Annotated in this window: 16 protein-coding genes; 5 read left to right on the forward strand and 11 right to left on the reverse strand. The window is 69.8% G+C overall.

The window, feature by feature from the left end:
- Window positions 1-27 precede the first annotated feature (27 nt).
- The gene (locus ACFYO0_RS20555) at window positions 28-546 is read left to right on the forward strand and encodes an RNA-binding S4 domain-containing protein (RefSeq protein WP_388677756.1); all 519 of its coding nucleotides are present in this window, start codon (window positions 28-30) and stop codon (window positions 544-546) included.
- 317 nt (window positions 547-863) lie between these two features.
- Here ACFYO0_RS20555 and ACFYO0_RS20560 read toward each other — a convergent pair whose 3' ends face one another.
- The 3 genes from ACFYO0_RS20560 to ACFYO0_RS20570 all read right to left on the reverse strand — a co-directional run bounded on the left by ACFYO0_RS20560 (window position 864) and on the right by ACFYO0_RS20570 (window position 3,236).
- Complete coding sequence (locus ACFYO0_RS20560) at window positions 864-1,319, reverse strand: DoxX family protein (RefSeq protein ID WP_388677758.1); 456 nt, start codon at window positions 1,317-1,319, stop codon at window positions 864-866.
- Window positions 1,320-1,491: 172 nt separating this feature from the next.
- A complete protein-coding gene (locus tag ACFYO0_RS20565) occupies window positions 1,492-2,187 on the reverse strand; it encodes a class I SAM-dependent methyltransferase (protein ID WP_388677761.1) in 696 nt (231 codons plus the stop codon).
- Window positions 2,188-2,249: 62 nt separating this feature from the next.
- Window positions 2,250-3,236 (reverse strand): acyltransferase domain-containing protein, encoded by a 987-nt coding sequence (locus ACFYO0_RS20570; RefSeq protein ID WP_388677764.1) that lies wholly within the window; start codon window positions 3,234-3,236, stop codon window positions 2,250-2,252.
- 78 nt (window positions 3,237-3,314) lie between these two features.
- Here ACFYO0_RS20570 and ACFYO0_RS20575 point away from each other — a divergent pair, with 78 nt between their 5' ends.
- Window positions 3,315-3,578, forward strand: coding sequence for a DUF6343 family protein (locus ACFYO0_RS20575; protein ID WP_388677767.1), 264 nt, complete (start codon window positions 3,315-3,317; stop codon window positions 3,576-3,578).
- Between the two features lie 214 nt (window positions 3,579-3,792).
- On the opposite strand, the gene ACFYO0_RS20580 is transcribed toward ACFYO0_RS20575, so the two are convergent.
- From ACFYO0_RS20580 to rpsA, 4 genes are all read right to left on the reverse strand, one after another.
- Window positions 3,793-4,173 (reverse strand): tetratricopeptide repeat protein, encoded by a 381-nt coding sequence (locus tag ACFYO0_RS20580; RefSeq protein WP_344392161.1) that lies wholly within the window; start codon window positions 4,171-4,173, stop codon window positions 3,793-3,795.
- 50 nt (window positions 4,174-4,223) lie between these two features.
- Window positions 4,224-4,838: a dephospho-CoA kinase gene (gene coaE / locus ACFYO0_RS20585; protein ID WP_388677769.1), complete on the reverse strand. Its 615-nt coding sequence runs from the start codon at window positions 4,836-4,838 to the stop codon at window positions 4,224-4,226.
- 69 nt (window positions 4,839-4,907) lie between these two features.
- Entirely contained in the window at window positions 4,908-5,846 is a 939-nt protein-coding gene (locus ACFYO0_RS20590; RefSeq protein WP_386345770.1) for a PAC2 family protein, read from the reverse strand.
- A gap of 178 nt (window positions 5,847-6,024) precedes the next feature.
- Window positions 6,025-7,539: a 30S ribosomal protein S1 gene (rpsA, locus tag ACFYO0_RS20595; protein ID WP_344392165.1), complete on the reverse strand. Its 1,515-nt coding sequence runs from the start codon at window positions 7,537-7,539 to the stop codon at window positions 6,025-6,027.
- 401 nt (window positions 7,540-7,940) lie between these two features.
- On the opposite strand from rpsA, the gene ACFYO0_RS20600 reads away from it, so the two are divergent.
- On the forward strand, window positions 7,941-8,777 hold the full coding sequence (locus tag ACFYO0_RS20600) for a class I SAM-dependent methyltransferase (protein ID WP_388678564.1): 837 nt from the start codon (window positions 7,941-7,943) through the stop codon (window positions 8,775-8,777).
- A 111-nt stretch (window positions 8,778-8,888) separates the two neighbouring features.
- Window positions 8,889-11,429 (forward strand): ATP-dependent helicase HrpB, encoded by a 2,541-nt coding sequence (gene hrpB, locus ACFYO0_RS20605; protein WP_388677773.1) that lies wholly within the window; start codon window positions 8,889-8,891, stop codon window positions 11,427-11,429.
- Here hrpB and ACFYO0_RS20610 read toward each other — a convergent pair.
- From ACFYO0_RS20610 to ACFYO0_RS20620, 3 genes are all read right to left on the reverse strand, one after another.
- Window positions 11,419-12,411, reverse strand: coding sequence for a DUF3068 domain-containing protein (locus ACFYO0_RS20610; protein WP_388677776.1), 993 nt, complete (start codon window positions 12,409-12,411; stop codon window positions 11,419-11,421). The two genes, hrpB and ACFYO0_RS20610, sit on opposite strands and share 11 nt — an antisense overlap.
- A 21-nt stretch (window positions 12,412-12,432) precedes the next feature.
- Window positions 12,433-12,567 (reverse strand): SPW_0924 family protein, encoded by a 135-nt coding sequence (locus tag ACFYO0_RS20615; protein WP_106972263.1) that lies wholly within the window; start codon window positions 12,565-12,567, stop codon window positions 12,433-12,435.
- A 143-nt stretch (window positions 12,568-12,710) separates the two neighbouring features.
- Complete coding sequence (locus ACFYO0_RS20620) at window positions 12,711-14,462, reverse strand: lytic transglycosylase domain-containing protein (RefSeq protein ID WP_388677779.1); 1,752 nt, start codon at window positions 14,460-14,462, stop codon at window positions 12,711-12,713.
- A gap of 271 nt (window positions 14,463-14,733) precedes the next feature.
- On the opposite strand from ACFYO0_RS20620, the gene ACFYO0_RS20625 reads away from it, so the two are divergent.
- Entirely contained in the window at window positions 14,734-15,588 is an 855-nt protein-coding gene (locus ACFYO0_RS20625) for a DUF4184 family protein (protein WP_388677781.1), read from the forward strand.
- A gap of 520 nt (window positions 15,589-16,108) precedes the next feature.
- Here ACFYO0_RS20625 and polA read toward each other — a convergent pair.
- Complete coding sequence (gene polA / locus ACFYO0_RS20630; protein ID WP_388677784.1) at window positions 16,109-18,835, reverse strand: DNA polymerase I; 2,727 nt, start codon at window positions 18,833-18,835, stop codon at window positions 16,109-16,111.
- Window positions 18,836-18,854: the final 19 nt, after the last annotated feature.

The raw sequence follows: 18,854 nt of genomic DNA on the forward strand, positions 1-18,854 counted from the left end.
CCGCTTCCCGAGGACTAAGGTCGAAGCATGGCTTCAGGGACTCAGAGGAACGGCACGGACGGCGCGGGCGAGCATGCGGCCGGCTCGGCCGAGGCGGTGGCCGCCGCGAAGGCCGCCGCCCCCGCGAGCGGTGAGACCGTCCGCGTCGACAGCTGGATCTGGTCCGTACGTCTCGTCAAGACCCGCTCGATGGGCGCCACCGCCTGTCGTGGCGGCCACGTCCGCGTGAACGGCGATCGCGTCAAGCCCGCGCACGCTCTCCGTGTCGGCGACGAGGTCCGCCTGCGCCATGGCAACCAGGAACGGATCGTCATCGTCAAGCGCCTGATCCGCAAGCGAGTCGGGGCCCCGGTAGCCACCGAGTGCTACATCGACAACTCCCCACCACCCCCACCCCGCGAGGCGGTCGCCCCCGCAGGCATCCGCGACCGAGGCACCGGCCGCCCCACCAAACGCGACCGCCGCGAACTGGAACGCCTGCGAGGGTTGGCGGGGCCTGGCCCCGGACCCGGCGCTGGGCCAGGCCCCGGAGCTGCCCCACGTTGATCATGACGGTACGAAGCTGTGGGTCCGTCGTGGCTGGTCACTCCCCTACGCCCGGCTTCTCCCCCACTCTCGATTTCGCTCGAGCGGGGGACCCCCATGAGCGGGGGGACCGCCATCGCGGCGGAGCCGCATATGGCACAGCCCCGCGACCCTGACGGGGCGCGGTACCGGCACGCTGGCGCGATGTCGGCAACCCGCTCCGCGCGACGACGAGCCCACCCCAAAGCTTGGCACCAGCTCACCCCGACCCCACTCGAACAAGCGACGGCTCCCGGCGCGGTCCCCTCCCCCTGCGCCGGGAGCCGTCCGACTGGGGGTCACGACCGTCGTCGTATGAGCTGCAGCAGCTCGGCGTTGTGACTCCGGCGGGCGTAGGCGATCAGGGCGAGCGGGACTATCAGGATGAGCGGAGTCGCGGCGTACTGGCCGTCGAAGACGGCGAGTTGCGTGATGAAGGCGCCCACCATCAGCGCGCTCAGCGCAACCGCCGCCACCGACGACAACAGCGGGATCAACAGGGCGATGGCACCGAGCAGTTCGAGCACGCCGATGCTGTACATGCCCGCCCCACCCCAGCCGATCTTGTCGAAGGACTCGACGGCCGACTCGTGTCCGATCAGCTTGGGCAGCGCGCTCGCGAAGCCGAACATGAGGGCGAGCGCGACTTGCAGGCCACGCAAGGCGATACGGGCGCGGCGGCCACGAGCGGTCGCGGATTCGGCGACGACAGTGCCGGGCGCTACGGAGGCGGCAGAAGCGGCGGTCTCGGACATGAGGTTCTCCGGTGTGAGGCGGTTCGCGTCGTTGTCAGAGAGGTAGACCGACCCGCCTCCCGAAACTCATCGCACAACAAACAGAGTTCTCCGCCTCACCGCGAAACTTACCGCCCGCCGCCCCCAAACCCGCTGCCCGCTGACCCGCCGACGGCCTACGGTCGACGCAAGCTCACGCCCCCGCCGGAACCGCTCGCACCCATATCCCGTCTTCCGTCAGATACCGGTCGACCTTCAGCCCCGCCTCCACCAGCGCCTCCTCGAACTGCTCCTTCGTGAGTGGCCGTGCAAGAAACGTCTGGGTCCATATCGCGTCCGGGAAGACATACTCCGCGCGCACCGAGTTCACCCCGTCCCCCACCGGCTCCGCAGACAGCATCCGCACCGTGAACCCACTGGGATCATGACGCTCGAGCGGCAGATTCGTGTGGTAGTCCTCCCCCTCGCGCTGAATCAACACGCACCCGTCGTCCGCGACATGACTCCGGCACACGTCCAGCATTCCGCGCCGCACCTCTACGTCGCCGGCGTGCACCAGGAACGACGCGAGCATCACCACGTCGAACTTCTCCCCCAGGGAGAGCGTCTCGATGGGACTGCATATCGTGCGCGCCCCACGCACCCGCTCCAGCATCTCCGCCGACTCGTCCACCGCCGTGACCGTGAACCCCCGCTCCAGAAGCGGATGCGTCATCCGCCCCACCCCACAGCCCAGTTCGAGAATGTGCGCCTCCGCGGGCACGGCCGCGCTGATGATGTCCGGCTCGTCCCGGACGGGCAGCCGCGCATACAGCTCCACCGCGCAGCCGTCCGGCGTAATCGCTCCGGGCCCTGTCCCCTCGTATCCCGCACGCATTTCGATCGTCATGCCCGTCAAACGGCCCGTGCCCGCCGCCCCGTTCCCCCTGCCCACCGCTTCACCCGTTCGAGTTACAGCGCGAACCAGCCATGCCCGCCGTACCAGTGACCGCCCGTCCGCAGATGATCCCCGACCGCGCGCTCCACACTCGTACGCCGGGGCAGTCCCTCCACCGGCAGTTCCGGATCACCGAAGACAAAGCCCACCGCGCTCTTGTCGTCCGCTTTCGTCTCCTCGTACGCGAGCTGAAACCGCTCCTGGAAGCGGACGATGTTGGAGTCCGCCGGCAGATACCGCTTCAACTGCGGGTCGAGCAACCAGGAGTGGCACACGGCCACTCCGTACCGCTCGTCCGGGTAGTGGTGGGCGAAGAACTCCCGTGCCAGGGCCAGCGATTGGTCGCACGCGCGCGGTGACAGTGGCCCACGGAAGTCTGCGATGTGCAGGCTCAGGCAAAGGTCGCCGGGGCCGGTGTCGAGACCCGCGGCGGCAGCCGCCTGCCCCGTGCGCCCGCCGAGCCGCGCGCGCTGGAACTGGAGCCGCCCCAGCTGGTACAGCTCCCCGTGGAAGTGCAGGGCGAGCCACCACGGCACCGGGAGCCCGCAGGTACCGAACCGCCGCCGGTGCACGGCCATATGCCGCCCCAGATCGGCGAGGCTGCGCCGGGAAACGGCCTCCGGGATGCCCCGGTCCCGGTGGTACGCGCGTACGTATGGCAACGCGGCGACGAACACGAGCACATGGAAGCTACGGCCGAGCGGCCCCGTGGACTCCGGGAAGGCCGGCGGTTCCCACCCTTTGCCGATCTCCCCCATGTCACGTACGAACCGGCCGACGCACCGGCGCAGCAGCGTCATCGCCTCCGGATCCGTCGCCAACCGATCCCGCTGCGCGACGAGTTCATTGACGCACTCGTGCGGCACGGACAGATCGAGGAGTACATCCGGCAGCTCCACCGCGTCCGGAAGCACGGCCTCCACGCGCGGGACGGCCTCGCTCTCGAGATCCCTCAGCCATTCCGCGAGCCTCTCGTCGGCCCGCAGCTCCTCCAGCAGCACAGCCGCTCCCCCGTTCGTCCGCCCTTTGGTGAACGTGCACCACGAAGAGTACGTTTCCGGGTAGGAGCAGTGATCCGGATGCGTACGGGTAGTGAACCGACGACTGCGCGCAGTGCGCTGCGAGCGCGCATGTGGCTCAGCGTGTGGGGTCTGGTCTGGACGATCGCGGGAACCACGGCCTTCGCCCTGGCCGGGCGGACCGGCTGGGCAATCGCCTGCGGGGTGCTATGGCTGATCATCACCGCCGACCTGGCGATGATCCTCCGCCACATCCGCCAGGGTCCCCACTACCAGCCGGGCCCCGACATCCCGCCCTACCGACCGCCGAACCACCGACATTGAGCGACTTGACGAACTCCGGTGCGGGACCGCGCCCCTTAAAGGGCGGGGGCTGTATCAATGTGCGGGTCCGCCGCGATGGGGGTCCCCCGGCCGCTCATGAGGGTCCCCCCTCCGCTCGAGCGAAGCCGAGCCGGGGGGAGAAGCCGAGAGCGGGGAGCGACCAGCCACAACGAACCGCAGCTTCGAAACAGCCTTACCCAGCGGAGCGCTCCGGTCAGGAGTCGAACCGGGCCGCCGCCACATACTCCGGCTGCGGATCCAGCGCCGCCGCGAGCCGGAAGTGGCGTATGGCCTGCTCGGGCCGACCCGAGCGCTCGTACGTACGGGCCAGCGCGAAGTGCGCGAACGCGTTGTCCGGCTCGCGCTCCAGTACGACCGTGAACTCCAGCTCGGCGGGCCGCAGTTGAGCTGCCGCGAAGAAAGCACGCGCGCGCAGCAGTCGCGCCGCCGTGTTCTCCGGATGCGCGGCGATGACGTTGTCGAGCAGCTTCACCGCCCCCCGCGGGTCACGCGCGGCCAGCAGCTGCTCGGCGGCGCGGAAGTCGATGACATGCGTCTCCGGAGTAGGTCCGGTGGAACCACTGAACTCAGGCACGCCTCACTCCTTCCCTCGCTGCCCCGCGTCAACGCCCCGGACGGGGCCCACTATTCCAAGGTCGTTTTCTGCTGTGCCCGCCGCACAAGATCCGCCCACACCTCCCGTACGCGCCGCTCCAGTTGCTCCAGCGGTACGTCGTTGTCGATGACGATGTCCGCCGTTTGCAGCCGCTTCTCGCGGGTGGCCTGGGCTGCCATGCGGGCGCGGGCGTCCTCCTCGGTCATGCCGCGCAGTCGTATGAGCCGGTCGAGCTGGGTCTCGGGGGCGGCGTCGACGACCACCACGACGTCGTACAGCGGCGCGAGACCGTTCTCGGCGAGCAGAGGCACGTCGTGCACGATGACGGCGTCCTGGGCGGCGGCTGCCTCGAGCTCGCGGGAGCGGGCGCCCACGAGCGGGTGCACGATCGAGTTCAGCAGGGCGAGCTTGTCCGGGTCCGTGAAGACGATCGAGCCCAGCTTGGGCCGGTCGAGGCTGCCGTCCGGGGTGAGTATGTCCTCTCCGAAGGCGTCGACGACCGCTGCGAGACCGGGAGTTCCGCGGTCGACGACCTCCCGCGCGATCTTGTCGGCATCGATCAGCACGGCGCCGCACTTCACGAGCAGCCGCGACACCTCGCTCTTGCCGGCGCCGATCCCGCCGGTCAGGCCCACTGTCAGCATGCTCGAAAGCTTAGGACCTGCCTCTGACAACGCCATCGACAGGCCTCGGCGGGCCCCTCCCCCGCTGCGCTACGCGTCGCCTTCCCGCTCCGCCAGGAACCGTTCGAACTCGAGCCCGATCTCGTCCGCCGACGGGATGTCCAGGGGCTCGGCGAGCATGTTGCCCCGTGTCTCGGCGCCCGCGGCGGCGTCGAACTGGTGCTCAAGGCCCTGGACGAGCGCGACGAGTTCCTCGTCGCCCTCCTGGATCTGCCGGTCGATCTCGGTCTGGGTGCGGTGCGCGTCGGTGCGCAGGGCGTGTGCGATACCCGGCAGGACCAGGCCGGTCGCGGCGGTGATCGCCTCCAGTACGGTCAGCGAGGCGTCCGGGTACGGGGAACGTGCGATGTAGTGCGGCACGTGCGCGGCGACACCCAGGACATCATGTCCGGCCTCCATGAGGCGGTACTCGACGAGCGACTCGGCGCTGCCGGGAACCTGCGCCTCGTCGAAGGGGCTGGTGTGGCCGGGCACCAGTTCGTTGCGGTTGCCGTGCGGGGTGAGGCCCACGGGACGGGTGTGCGGGACGCCCATGGGGATGCCGTGGAAGTTCACGGCCAGGCGGACACCGAGCCGCTCCACGATCTGCTGGACGGCCGCGGCGAAGCGCTCCCACTCGACGTCCGGCTCCGGACCGGAGAGGAGCAGGAAGGGGGCACCTGTCGCGTCCTGGACGAGCCGGACGTCGAGCGTGGGCTCCTCGAAGTCGGTCCAGCGGTCGCGCTTGAACGTCAGCAACGGGCGACGGGCACGGTAGTCCACGAGCCGGTCGTGGTCGAACCGGGCAACGACCTGGTGGGGCAGCGAGCTGAGGAGCCGGTCGACGATCTGGTCGCCGGTCTCGCCCGCGTCGATGTATCCGTCGAAGTGGTAGAGCATGACAAGGCCCGCCGACTCCTGGGCGAGCGCCATGTCGACGACGGCCAGGCCCTTCGGCTCCCATGCGTACAAACCCTGCGGATCAAGCACTGTGACCGCTCCTCCTCGTGTTCATACTGCACAACGAGCCCTGGAACGCGGGCATTCCCGAGCACGCCCCCTTCCTGACCCGTCTTACCGGCTTCTCACGCAAAAGCACTGGGCCCGCACCCCATATCAGGGGTGCGGGCCCAGTTACCTGGTTACCTGCTCAGGCCTGCGCCAGCGATCAGCTCTGGCCGCCGGCCAGCTTCTCGCGGAGAGCGGCCAGGGCCTCGTCCGACGCCAGGGCGCCGGAATTGTCGTCCGACTCCGAGGAGTACGAACCGCCGCCACCGCCGGAGGCTGCCGGAGCCGCACCCGGGGTGCCGCCGCCGGCAGCGCCCTCGGCCTCGGCCTGGGCGTCCGCCTCGCGGGACTTGATGACCTGCGCCTGGTGCTGCTCGAAGCGCTGCTGCGCCTCGGCGTACTGGCGCTCCCACTCCTCGCGCTGCTTCTCGTAACCCTCGAGCCAGTCGTTGGTCTCGGGGTCGAAGCCCTCGGGGTAGATGTAGTTGCCCTGGTCGTCGTACGACGCGGCCATGCCGTACAGCGTCGGGTCGAACTCGACCGAGGCCGGGTCGGCACCGAAGGACTCGTTGGCCTGCTTCAGCGAGAGGCTGATGCGACGGCGCTCGAGGTCGATGTCGATGACCTTGACGAAGATCTCGTCGTTGACCTGGACGACCTGCTCCGGGATCTCCACGTGGCGCTCGGCCAGCTCGGAGATGTGGACCAGACCCTCGATGCCCTCGTCCACGCGGACGAACGCACCGAACGGAACCAGCTTCGTGACCTTGCCGGGCACGACCTGGCCGATCTGGTGGGTGCGGGCGAACTGCTGCCACGGGTCTTCCTGGGTCGCCTTCAGCGACAGGGAGACGCGCTCGCGGTCCATGTCGACGTCCAGGACCTCGACCGTGACCTCCTGGCCGACCTCGACGACCTCGGAGGGGTGGTCGATGTGCTTCCAGGACAGCTCGGAGACGTGGACCAGACCGTCGACGCCACCCAGGTCCACGAAGGCACCGAAGTTGACGATCGAGGAGACCACACCGGAACGGACCTGACCCTTCTGGAGGGTCGTGAGGAACGTCTGGCGGACCTCGGACTGGGTCTGCTCCAGCCAGGCACGGCGGGACAGGACCACGTTGTTGCGGTTCTTGTCCAGCTCGATGATCTTCGCCTCGAGCTCCTTGCCCACGTAGGGCTGGAGGTCGCGGACGCGGCGCATCTCGACGAGAGAGGCGGGAAGGAAGCCACGGAGGCCGATGTCAAGGATGAGACCACCCTTGACGACCTCGATGACGGTACCGGTGACGATGCCGTCCTCTTCCTTGATCTTCTCGATGGTGCCCCAAGCACGCTCGTACTGGGCGCGCTTCTTCGAGAGGATCAGGCGGCCTTCTTTGTCCTCCTTCTGGAGGACCAGGGCCTCGATCTCGTCACCGACGGCGACGACCTCATTGGGGTCGACGTCGTGCTTGATCGAGAGCTCGCGGCTCGGGATGACACCTTCGGTCTTGTAACCGATGTCGAGCAGGACCTCGTCCCGGTCGACCTTCACGATGACGCCGTCGACGATGTCGCCGTCGTTGAAGTACTTGATCGTCTCGTCGATCGCGGCGAGGAAGGCTTCCTCGTTACCGATGTCGTTGACCGCAACCTGCGGGGTGGTGGCGGTGGTCTCGGTGCTGCTCGTCATGTGGGAAAGGGCTCCGGTACGGACATTGAAGTCGTAGGTACTGCTCACGCCGGGAGCCCGTTTCGCTCTGCAGAAGCCGGACAGCCAAGGAAGCGCCAAAATCCGATGAACGGGGGCGCCTCGACAACCGAGGGGACATACATACAGATGCGAGCGCAGCCTGCTACGTCTGAGGTGCGCAGGCCCGCAGCGCAACTTGTAGCATACGGGGGCAGCCAGGCAGGGTCAATGCGCGAAGGCGCACACCCGGGGCGGATCGCCGCATACCCGGCAGAAGACGACTCGCGGCCGAGCCGCATACCAGACGCCGTCCGGAGTCACGCAGGCTTAAGCAGCCCCTTCCGTGACACCACCGGGGACGGGTCGGCAGGTGGAGGCCGCAGACTAATACGAGGGAGCCGATCATCCAAGAGCCCGAAGAGCCCCAACCCCTGGAGCCGGAGGCGACGCGACGCCCCGCGGGGACCGCGGAGAGCTCCCGCGCCAGCCGTGGCTGGTGGGACCGGAACGCGGACGACTACCAGGTCGAACACGGCACGTTCCTCGGTGACGACCGCTTCGTGTGGGGGCCCGAGGGGCTCGACGAGGTGGAGGCCGAGCTGCTGGGGCCGGCGGAGGAGCTGACGGGCAAGGACGTCCTGGAGATCGGGGCGGGTGCCGCACAGTGTTCGCGCTGGCTGGCCGCTCAGGGGGCCCGCCCGGTCGCTCTGGACCTCTCGCACCGGCAGCTTCAGCACGCTCTGCGGATCGGCACCAAGGGCGTGGCTCTGGTCGAGGCGGACGCCGGGGCACTGCCCTTCGGTGACAGCACGTTCGACCTGGCGTGCTCCGCGTACGGGGCGCTGCCGTTCGTCGCCGATCCGGTGCGGGTCCTTCGGGAGGTACGCCGCGTGCTGCGGCCCGGCGGCCGGTTCGTCTTCTCCGTCACGCATCCGATCCGCTGGGCCTTCCCCGACGAGCCGGGTCCCGAGGGCCTGAGCGTGTCCGCCTCGTACTTCGACCGCACGCCGTATGTGGAGCAGGACGAAGACGGTCGCGCGGTGTACGTCGAGCACCACAGGACGGTCGGCGACCGGGTCCGGGACGTGGTGGCGGCGGGCTTCCGGCTGGTGGACCTCGTCGAACCGGAATGGCCCTCCTGGAACAGCCAGGAGTGGGGCGGCTGGTCACCGCTGCGCGGAAATCTGATCCCGGGGTCGGCGATTTTCGTATGCGTGCGGGACGAGCGGGACGGATAACGGATTAGGGAACGGGCGCGCGCCCGCGCGTGATGCGGGGCACGCGCGCGTGCGGTTGCTGCGGGCACGCGCGCGTGCGGGGCGTTTTGACCGTCGTACGACACTGGGGGCGTGATCCGTACCGACGCTCTGGACCGGCTGCCCGTTCGTTCCGTCGTGCCCGCGTTGTGGGACGCCATCGAGGGGCATGGCACGGCTGTGCTGTGTGCGCCGCCGGGGACGGGCAAGACCACGCTGGTTCCGCTGGAGCTGGCTGGGCTGCTGGATCCGCCCGCGGGCGCGGATGCGGATCGTCCGGTCGTACGTCGTGTCGTCGTCGCCGAGCCGCGGCGGATCGCCGCCCGGGCCGCCGCGCGACGGATGGCGTGGCTGCTCGGTGAGAAGGTCGGCGAGCGCGTGGGCTACACGGTGCGCGGTGAGCGGGTGGTGGGCCGGCACGCGCGCGTGGAGGTCGTGACGACCGGTGTCCTGTTGCAGCGCTTGCAGCGGGACCAGGAACTGGCCGGCGTCGATGTGGTCGTGCTCGACGAGTGCCATGAGCGGCACCTCGACGCCGATACGGTGGCGGCCTTCCTGTGGGACGTAAGGTCCGCTCTCCGCCCCGAGCTGCGGCTGGTGGCCGCCTCCGCGACGACGGATGCGCAGGGGTGGGCGCGGCTGCTGGGCGATGCCCCCGTGATCACCTCGGAGGATGCCTCGTACCCCGTCGAGGTGGTGTGGGCGCCGCCCGCGCGGCCGGTACGGCCGCCCCACGGGATGCGGGTGGATCCGGCGCTGCTTGCGCATGTGGCTTCGGTGGTGCGGCGGGCGCTGTCCGAGCGCGAGGGGGACGTACTGTGCTTTCTGCCCGGCGTCGGGGAAATCGCCCGTGTCGCCGGGCAGTTGGGGGAACTGGGCGGGGTCGAGGTGCTTCAGGTGCACGGGCGGGCGTCCGCGGCCGTCCAGGACGCGGTGCTCTCGCCCGGTGCACGGCGCCGCGTGGTGCTCGCGACGTCCGTCGCCGAGTCGTCCCTCACCGTGCCCGGCGTACGGGCCGTCGTGGACGCCGGGCTGGCTCGGGAGCCGCGCGTCGACCATGCGCGGGGGTTGAGCGCGCTGACGACCGTACGGGCGTCACAGGCGGCCGGACGGCAGCGTGCGGGGAGAGCCGGCCGTGAGGCGCCCGGGGCGGTGTACCGGTGCTGGGCGGAGGCGGAGGACGCCCGTCTGCCGCGTTTCCCCGCGCCTGAGATCAAGGTGGCCGATCTGACGGCGTTCGCCCTGCAGACGGCGTGCTGGGGCGATCCGGACGCGTCCGGGCTTTCGCTGCTGGACCCTCCGCCGAGTGGCGCGCTGAGCGCGGCACGCACTGTCTTGAGGGCCATCGGGGCGGTGGACTCCGTGGGGCGGGCCACGGAGCGGGGCGTGCGCATGTCCCGGCTGGGGTTGCATCCCCGGCTCGCCCGCGCCCTGCTGGACGCGGCCCCCGAAGTCGGCGCCGACCGGGCAGCCGAGGTCGTCGCCCTGCTGAGCGAGGAACCACCACGCGAGTACGGCGACGACCTCGCCGCGGCTTGGCGTACCGCCCGGCGCGGCGGCGACGCGTATGCGCTCCGCTGGAGGGCGGAGGCGCGACGGCTCCGTGCCGCGACGGCGCCCGGGCACGCCGAGTCCGGCACGGGCGCCCGGGAAACCCCGGGCGACGACCTCGTCGTGGGCCTCGTCGCCGCTCTCGCCTTCCCCGAGCGGGTTGCTCGGGCGCAGGGCGGGTCGTATCTCATGGTGTCCGGTACGAGGGCCGAGCTCGGCGGAGGGACGGGATTGCGGGGAGCGCCCTGGCTCGCGGTCGCCGTCGCGGATCGGCCTGTGGGGGCGGGGCACGCGCGCGTGCGGCTCGCGGCCGTGGTGGACGAGGAGACCGCGCGGCGGGCCGCCGGGGCGCTGCATGGCGAGGGCGAGGAGGTGCGCTGGGCGGACGGGGACGTCGTCGCTCGGCGTGCCGAGCGGCTCGGGGCCGTGGAGTTGGCGGTGCGGCCGATCAAGGACGCCGACTCCGGGCTCGTACGGCAGGCGCTGCTTGACGGGTTGCGGGAGGAGGGGCTCGGGCTGTTGCGGTGGTCGCCGGATGCCGAGGTGATGCGGCAGCGGCTCGCGTTTCTGCGTCACCATCTGGGGACTCCCTGGCCGGATGTGTCGGACGACGCCCTGCACGCACGCGTGGACGACTGGCTGGAGCCCGAGCTGAGCCGGGCTCGGCGGCGGGCCGATCTGGGACGGATCGATGCCGGGCAGGCTCTCGGGCGGCTGTTGCCGTGGGCCTCCGGGGAGGCGGCGCGGTTCGAGGAGTTGGCGCCTGAGCGGATCGAGGTACCGAGTGGGTCCAGAATCCGAATTGACTACGCGGATCCCGAGCAGCCCGTACTCGCTGTGAAGTTGCAGGAGATGTTCGGCCTGGAGGAGTCACCGACCGTCGCCGGCGTGCCCGTCCTCGTGCACCTGCTGTCGCCCGCTGGCCGGCCGGCCGCCGTCACCGCCGACCTCACCTCGTTCTGGAGGGACGGGTACCGGGGCGTGCGGGCCGAGTTGCGCGGGAGGTATCCGAAGCATCCGTGGCCCGAGGATCCCGCGAAGGCGGCGCCGACCCGGCACACGAACGCACGACTCAGGCGCTGACGGGCTCCGGTTCGTGCGTCTGAGTGGGCGAAGGATCCGCGGGGCGGCGGCTACGGGCCTCCAGATACAGAGACAGTGACAGCAGTCCGGCGCCCAGGACGAGAAAGCCCCACGGCAGGTACGAGGTCAGCAACATGATGAGTACGCGCTGGGACTTGACCAGGTCGACCGTCGATTCGATGTAGTCCTCGCGCATTTTGACGTGCCCGGAGAAAGCGGTCACCTTGTCACGCCCCCCCAGGAGCGTGCCGCCGCGCAGTTCCTCCTTGTGGATCTCCTCGCCGTAGACGGGCGCTCCGGTGGCGGGTTCGACCCAGAACTTGCGGACGGTCGTGTACCAGCGGGTGGTGCCCGTCTTGGCGACCGACTCCGGAGTGATGCCTTTGACGGGCATGGCCTTGGGGAAGGGCACTTTGGTCCAGGGGATGGTCTGCTCGAAGTAGTAGACGTTCACGCCCCGGAAGTTCTGCGTGCCCTTGTAGTGAATGGGGGCGGTGACGCGGGCCTGCGCGTCGAAGTACTCGTAGTTCCGTTTCTCGGTCAGGAAGGGCCACTTGAACTCGATGCCTTCGCGCCTGACGGGGTCGCCGTCGACCATCTCACCGGTGGCGTGGACGGGTTCCTGGGTGTGCGCGTCGAAGATGTAGCGCTCAGGGATCTTGGAGACCATCTTCCCGTCGGGGCCTTGGACATAGGACAGGCCGTCCCAGACGACGACGTCGCGGCCCGCTGTCTTCTCGATCTTCTCGGAGGCCTCGACGTTGCCCTTGAGGGTCTGCACGATGCTGACCTTGTCGACTTTCCTGGACTGCATGGTTCCGTAGTCGAGGAGGGTGGCGTCCTTCGCCTCCAGGACCATGTCCTGGTACTGGTGGGCCGGGATCTTGGCGAGGCGGGGGAAGGCGTACCAGCGCAGCAGCGGGGACAGCGCCGCGAAGAACACGGCGAAGGCGAGGAGGATCAGGCTGGCCTTGCGGCGCATCTGGGCGGCCCTCCCTAGGGGTTATGGGTGCTCGGGGATGGTGGTCAGCAGCGGTTTTGGTGAGGTCTTGCCGGCCGGTGAGCCGATGGCCGTGATCGTGAGGACCAGTGCGAGCGCGACGGCGAGACCGGTCGCGGCGGCGATCAGGGCGCGCATTCGGGGCCTCCCCAGTTAGCTGATGGAGCGTCAGGGCTGGGGCACCGTAGCAACGGCAGGCCAAGATGAGAACACGTTGCACACACAGACAGCGGCGCCCCCTCCGCCGGCCGGACGGAGGGGGCGCCGCTGATCCAGGGAATCTACGAAGCGGAAGGGCTCGGCGAGGCGCTCTCCGCCGCCACCTTCAGTTCGACCGTCAGCGTCGCGCCGCCGGTGGTGGCGATGCGCAGCAGGAACGTGCCGGTCGTGTCGTCCGCGTACAGCTTCGGCAGCTTGAGCAGGCCGTTCGCATCCGTCTCGAGGCCCTTCAGGGTGCGTACGGCCTTGCCGTCGGCGTCCTTGAAGTAGGGGCCCTTGTCGTTCACGGTCGCGTCGTCCGCCGATGTGACGAGCGTGGCGGTGGCCGCGACACCGTCGGCGGCGGCGCCCTTGTACGTGGCCTTCACCTCGACCTGGTCCGCGAACTCGCCACCCGGGGCGCAGGTCAGCGCAGTGTCGCTGGTGCGTGCGAGGGCGTCGGCCTGGCGGGCGGTGACCGTCGCCGCGAAGTCGAGGCCGGGCAGGATGCGGCCGACGACGGTGGCGCGGACCCTGAACCCGCCCGTCTTCTCACCGGCCTTGAGCGTGGGCGCGGTGGCCACGCCCGAGCTGTTGGTGACGACGGTGGCGACGCTCTCGCCGCCGCTGAAGGTGGCGTCCGTGTCGCCGACGATCGTGAAGCGGACCCGGACCTTCGGCACGGCCTTGCCGGCATTGGTCTCCGTACGCGCGGCAATCTTCCCCGCGAAGTCGTCACCGGCGGTCGCTGTGAGCTTGCCGGTACCCGCGTTCTCGAGGCGGGTCACCGTATCCGTGGGCGTGGGAGACGGGGAGGTCGGGGGCGGCGAGGTGGGCGGGTTCGGACTGCCGGACCCGGGAGGCGTCGGAGTGTTGGAGCCACCGCTACCAGGCGAAGTGCTGGTGGAGTTGCCGCCAGGCCTGGGGTTGGGGCTCGACGGCCTCGACGTGGCCGGGGGGGTCGGCGACGGGTTGCGGCCCGCCCCACTGTTGTTGTCGTCGCTGCGGCCGGAGGGGAGTGTGCCCGTGCCGTCCGGGACCTCGTGGGTGCCCTTGCGGTAGTACTCGAGCCACGACAGGACCAGGTTCAGGTATTCCGTCGATGGGTTGTAGCTGAGGATCGCGCGGTTCAGTTCCTTCTGGACGTTCATGTCGCGGTCCAGCCGGCAGAGGTAGTGGCCGGCGGCGAGGGCCGCGTCGTAGATGTTGTTGGGGTTCTTCGTGCCGTCGCCGTTGCCGTCCCGGCCCGCCCAGGCCCAGGTGGAGGGGATGAACTGCATGGGGCCGACGGCGCGGTCGTGCGTCGTGTCCCCGTCGAAGGAACCACCGTCCGTGTCGGAGATGTTCGCGAAGCCGTTGCCGTTGAGAACAGGGCCGAGGATCGGGGTGATCGTGGTGCCGTCGGCATCGACGCGACCGCCGCTGGCCTGACCGGACTCGACCTTGCCGATGGCGGCGAGGAGTTCCCAGGGCAGGTTGCAGCCGGGCTTGGACTCCCGCAGCGCCGCCTCGGCCTTCTTGTAGGCGTCGAGGACGGTCGCGGGAATACCGGCCTCGGCGGCGCCCGCGGCGATGGAGCCCTCGGTGCCAGGCGTCGTGCTCGGGCTCGGGGTCGGGCTGTTGAGCGGCGGGAGGTCCGTGTAGTACGGCGAGTTGCCGGTCGCGCTCTCTTCGGGGCTGACGTCGGTCGAGGGCTGCGAACCGGTGTTCTGGCTGCCTTGCGGGCCATCGGTCACGCCCGGGGCCTGGGACGCGGACAGGGCCGCGACCGCGGCCGCGGCCACAGCGGTCGTTACCGCCCCCTTGGCCAGCCTTCTGCCGAATTGCGCCGCCATCGCGTGAACCCCTCCCGTCGTCGCTACCCGCGCTGTGCGCGTTCTCCTGCCGGCCGGCCACGCTCCCCAGCACGGCAACTCAGGTGACCCTACGACAACTTCTGCCGCCCATACACCTGTTCGCGCCCGGAATTCACCGGTTGGCCGGATCCACTTTCTGCTGCCCCCGTGCGCCCGAAGCGGGCGGTGCTCGTCCCGCATACTGGCGTCCTGGATCAAGAAAGCGTTCCGGGCCGGCGAGTTCGGTCAACGTCGTCAGCGGGGAGCCCAGTTGCCGTTCACTCTCAGCCATGCCGCGGCTGTTCTGCCCGTCGTACGCATGGACGGAACCGGCCGCGGCCCGCTGGTCCCCGCGGTGCTCGTTGCGGGGTCGTTCGCGCCCGACTTGACCTATTACGTGGCGAGCGTGCTGCCTGAGGCAATGGAGTTCGGCGAGTTCACGCACTCCTTCACCGGTGTGTTCACGATCGACGTCCTCATCGCCTGGGTACTTGTGGGCGTTTGGCTGCTGCTCCGCGAACCGCTGGTGGCACTGCTGCCGCCGAGCCGGCAGGGGCGTACGGCGGCTCTGCTGCGATGCGGCGCGCCACGCGCGCCGTTCCGGCCGGCGCGTGCGCTGTGGTGGTACGTGTCCGCGGTGCTCGGCGCGCTGACGCATGTCGTACTGGACGCGTTCACCCATCTCGACCGGTGGGGGATGCGGGTCTTTCCCGTACTCGGGAGGGAGATCGCGGGTTCGCCGCTGTACTGGTACCTGCAGTACGGGGGTTCAGCCGTCCTGGCGGTGGTGATCGCGGTCTTCGTGGCGGTCGCTCTGCGGCAACGGCCCGCCGCGAAACCCGTGGGAGTGCCGGTGCTGTCCGTACGGGACCGCTGGCTTGCCGGGCTGGTGATCGGTGGCTGCGCGATGGTGGCCGCGGTGCAGCGGGCGTCTCGGTGGTGGGCTTACTGGGGGTCGCGTGCGGAGCCCTGGGAGCTGATTCCCACCGTGTGCTTCGGGGCGGGGGCCGGGCTGGCCGTCGGCCTGCTCCTGTACGGATTCGGGGTCAGGGTGTGGCGGCCGGCTCGGGTTGCTACCAGCCCGGCAGCGGACCGTACGGAGCCGAGCCGTCCGGCTCCTCGCTGAGCCGTTTACTGCCGCGCGTTCGCGAACGCGCAGGTCAATGTGGTTTCTTCGGCCACTGTCACGGTGATGGGGGTGGGGGAGGAGTGACAGTGGACGCATCGGGTGGGTGCAGCGAGGCTCTCTGCGCCGGTGGGGATGCGGGCGGTGCTGGCGTCGGCTGCGAGGGCGGGTACCGGTGTGCGCAGCGCGGACGCGAGTGCCTTGCGGCAGTGCCGTATGTGAGGGCCCATGCCCCGCATCCTCCGGGGACGCCGGGGCGGGGGCCCGTGCTGGAGAGCCACGCGAGTGACAGTCGCTCCGCGTCGCGCTCCGTGGGAAGTGGGGTGGGTCGGTACATGAGCTGCGGGTGGTCCGTGGCTGGCCGCTCCCCCACTCTCGGCTTCTCCCTCACTCTCGGCTCCGCTCGAGCGGGGGACCCCCATCGTGGCGGAGCCGCACGTTGACGCAGCCCCGCGCCCCTTCGGGGCGCGGCAGAACCGTTCGCGCGTCAAGGACACCCAGCCCTCCAGCCCCCCGGAAGCTAATGCGCCGCCGACTCCCAGTCGTTGCCCGAGCCGACTGAGACGTCCAGTGGGGCTCGCAGGTGGACCGCGTTGGCCATTTCGTGGCGGATGAGGGCCTCGGTCTGCTCCCGCTCGCCGGGGGCGATTTCGAGGACGATTTCGTCGTGGACCTGGAGGAGGAGGCGGGACTTGAGCTTCGCTTCGGTCAGGGCTCGGTCGACGTTCAGCATGGCGATCTTGACGATGTCGGCGGCGGTGCCCTGGATGGGCGCGTTCAGAGCCATCCGCTCGGCCGCCTCGCGGCGCTGGCGGTTGTCGCTGTTGAGGTCGGGGAGGTAGCGGCGGCGCCCGAACAGCGTCGCTGTGTAGCCGGTGGCCCGCGCTTCGTCCACGGCCCGGCGCAGATAGTCGCGGACGCCGCCGAAGCGCTCGAAGTACGTGTCCATCAGCACCCGCGCCTCCCCCGCGTCGATGTTCAGCTGCTGGGACAGGCCGAAGGCCGACAGGCCGTACGCCAGGCCGTACGACATCGCCTTGATCTTGCGCCGCATCTCCGCGTCGACCGCGGAGCGCTCCACGGAGAACACCTGTGAGGCGACCGTCGTGTGCAGGTCCTCGCCCGAGGTGAAAGCCTCGATGAGGCCCTCGTCCTCCGAGAGGTGGGCCATCACGCGCAGCTCGATCTGGCTGTAGTCGGCGGTCATGAGGGACTCGAAGCCCTCGCCGACCACGAAGCCGCGGCGGATCGCGCGGCCCTCGTCGGTGCGCACCGGGATGTTCTGGAGGTTGGGGTCCGTGGAGGAGAGGCGGCCGGTGGCTGCGACGGTCTGGTTGAACGTGGTGTGGATACGGCCGTCCGTGGCGATCGACTTGATGAGGCCTTCGACGGTCACCCGCAGCTTGGCCTGCTCGCGGTGGCGGAGCATGATGACCGGCAGTTCGTTGTCGGTCTGGGTGGCCAGCCATGCGAGGGCGTCGGCGTCCGTGGTGTAACCCGTCTTCGTGCGCTTGGTCTTGGGCAGGGCCAGCTCACCGAAGAGGACTTCCTGGAGCTGCTTGGGCGAGCCCAGGTTGAACTCGTGCCCGGCTGCCGCGTGCGCTTCCTTTATGGCCTGCTGCACGGCGCCCGCGAACAACTGCTCCATGGCTTCGAGGTGGGTGCGGTCCGCGGCGATGCCGTGCCGCTCCATGCGGGCGAGCAGCGTCGAGGTCGGCAGCTCCATGTCGCGCAGCAGATCGGCCGCGCCGACCTCCTTCAGCCGGTCACCGAAGGCCTCGCCAAGGTCGAGCACGGCACGGGCCTGCACCATCAGTGCCTCGGCCTCGGCGCTCTCGTCGGCGCCGAAGGCGAGCTGCCCGTCGGCAGCGGCGGCGGGCGCCAGCTCCCGGTGGAGGTACTCCAGGGACAGCGCGTCCAGGTCGAAGGAACGGCGTCCGGGCTTGACCAGGTAGGCGGCGAGCGCGGTGTCCATGGAGACGCCTGCGATGCTCCAGCCGTGCTCGGCGAAGACGCGCATGGCGCCCTTGGCGTTGTGGAACACCTTGGGCTTCTCCGGGTCGGCGAGCCACTGCGCGAACGCGTTCTCGTCGGCCTCGTCCAACTCCGCCGGGTCGAACCAGGCGGCTGCTCCTGCCGCCGCGGCGAGTGCGACCTCGGCCACCGCGCCCGTACCGAGCGACCAGGTGTCGACGGTGGCGACACCGAGGACCGCCCTGCCGTGCTCGTCGAGCCATGGCTTCAGCTCGCCCGCGCCGAGCACCACGCCGTCCAGTGGCACGCCCTCGGCGATCACCGGTGAGGTGTCGGCCTCGTCGGCTCCGGGGTCGACGGCCAGCAGCCGCTCACGCAGTGAGGGGTTACGGATCTCCAAGGTGTCCAGGACCATCGCGACGGCCTTGCGGTCGTACGCGGCGCGCTGCAGGTCGGTCACCGTCCTGGGCAGCTCCATGTGCCGCTCCAGCTCGGTGAGCCGGCGGTTGAGCTTGACGGCGTCCAGGTGGTCGCGGAGGTTCTGTCCCGCCTTGCCCTTGACCTCCTCGACGCGCTCGACCAGCTCGGCGAACGACCCGAACTGGTTGATCCACTTCGCGGCTGTCTTCTCGCCGACGCCGGGGATGCCCGGCAGGTTGTCGGACGGGTCGCCGCGCAGGGCCGCGAAGTCGGGGTACTGGGCCGGTGTCAGCCCGTACTTCTCGAAGACCTTCTCCGGGGTGAACCGCGTCAGCTCGGAGACGCCCTTCGTCGGATACAGCACCGTCGTGTGCTCGGAGACCAGCTGGAAGGAGTCGCGGTCGCCGGTGACGATCAGCACCTCGAAGCCCTCGGCCTCGGCCTGGGTGGCGAGTGTGGCGATGACGTCGTCCGCCTCGAAGCCGTCGACCGCGAACCGCTCGGCGTGCATGGCGTCGAGCAGCTCGCAGATGAGCTCGACCTGGCCCTTGAACTCGTCGGGGGTCTTGGAACGGTTCGCCTTGTAGTCCGTGAACTCCTCGGAACGCCAGGTCTTGCGGGAGACGTCGAACGCCACCGCGAAGTGCGTGGGCTCCTCGTCGCGCAGGGTGTTGGCGAGCATCGACGCGAAGCCGTAGATCGCGTTCGTCGGCTGTCCCGTCGCCGTCGTGAAATTCTCCGCGGGCAGCGCGAAGAACGCTCGGTACGCCAGCGAGTGCCCATCCATGAGCATCAGTCGCGGGCGCCCGTCGGCGGAGGTCTTCTCGGTCTTCTTCGATGCTGTTTCTGCCACGACCCCGATCCTGCCACGA

The sequence above is a fragment of the Streptomyces sp. NPDC006365 genome (genome assembly GCF_042870755.1).
Classification (GTDB): Bacteria; Actinomycetota; Actinomycetes; order Streptomycetales; family Streptomycetaceae; genus Streptomyces; species Streptomyces xiangluensis.